This is a genomic window from Weissella cibaria (assembly GCF_004521965.1).
Taxonomy (GTDB): domain Bacteria; phylum Bacillota; class Bacilli; order Lactobacillales; family Lactobacillaceae; genus Weissella; species Weissella cibaria_A.
Window position 1 is genome coordinate 1 of the sequence record NZ_SDGK01000058.1, and the last position, 832, is coordinate 832.

At 50.0% G+C, this 832-nt stretch carries 7 tRNA genes; all 7 read right to left on the reverse strand.

The features are described from left to right. Positions 1–92: 92 nt before the first annotated feature. The 7 genes from EST42_RS07485 to EST42_RS07515 all read right to left on the reverse strand — a co-directional run bounded on the left by EST42_RS07485 (position 93) and on the right by EST42_RS07515 (position 775). Positions 93–166 (reverse strand) — tRNA-Met (locus EST42_RS07485). 31 nt (positions 167–197) lie between these two features. Then, positions 198–287: transfer RNA gene (locus EST42_RS07490), tRNA-Ser, on the reverse strand. 22 nt (positions 288–309) lie between these two features. Beyond that, positions 310–383 (reverse strand) — tRNA-Ile (locus tag EST42_RS07495). Between the two features lie 16 nt (positions 384–399). Then, positions 400–473: transfer RNA gene (locus tag EST42_RS07500), tRNA-Met, on the reverse strand. Positions 474–497: 24 nt separating this feature from the next. Then, positions 498–571 (reverse strand) — tRNA-Pro (locus EST42_RS07505). A gap of 38 nt (positions 572–609) precedes the next feature. Then, positions 610–682 (reverse strand) — tRNA-Arg (locus EST42_RS07510). Between the two features lie 9 nt (positions 683–691). Continuing rightward, positions 692–775: transfer RNA gene (locus EST42_RS07515), tRNA-Leu, on the reverse strand. Positions 776–832 lie beyond the last annotated feature (57 nt).

Below are 832 nucleotides of genomic sequence, written 5' to 3' on the forward strand. Positions count from 1 at the left end.
CCCGTGATCTTTCGCGTGACAGGCGAACGTCCTAACCAACTAGACCATGCGACCAAACATTTCTGTTTATAATGAACTATTTTCTAGTTCAATTGCGGGAGCAGGATTTGAACCTACGACCTTCGGGTTATGGGCCCGACGAGCTACCAGACTGCTCCATCCCGCGATAATAATATAAGTGACATCTAATATGTCAAAGGAGAATGTGGGATTCGAACCCACGCGCCGCTTTCACGACCTGACGGTTTTCAAGACCGTTCCCTTCAGCCAGACTTGGGTAATTCTCCATAAGACGTTAAGGTCTAAAAATGGACCTTGTTGGACTCGAACCAACGACCGGACGGTTATGAGCCGTCTGCTCTAACCAACTGAGCTAAAGGTCCTTGTTATTTGAGTCAATCGCGGCGGGGGGAATCGAACCCTCGACCTCCCGGGTATGAACCGGACGCTCTAGCCAGCTGAGCTACACCGCGAACTATAACATATTTCGTTATAAATCGGGACGACAGGATTCGAACCTGCGACCCCCTGGTCCCAAACCAGGTGCTCTACCAAGCTGAGCTACGTCCCGAACTTATTCATTTAAAATTAGCAAACTATGTTCGCTAATGGACCTAGCAGGACTCGAACCTGCAATACCCGGTTCGTAGCCGGGGTGTTTATCCAATTAGCATATAAGTCCATAAATAAGTGCCGGCTACCGGGATCGAACCGGTACGATGTTTCCATCGCAGGATTTTAAGTCCTGTGCGTCTGCCTATTCCGCCAAGCCGGCAAAGCGAACAACGGGATTCGAACCCGCGACCTCTACCATGGCAAGGTAGCGTTCTAC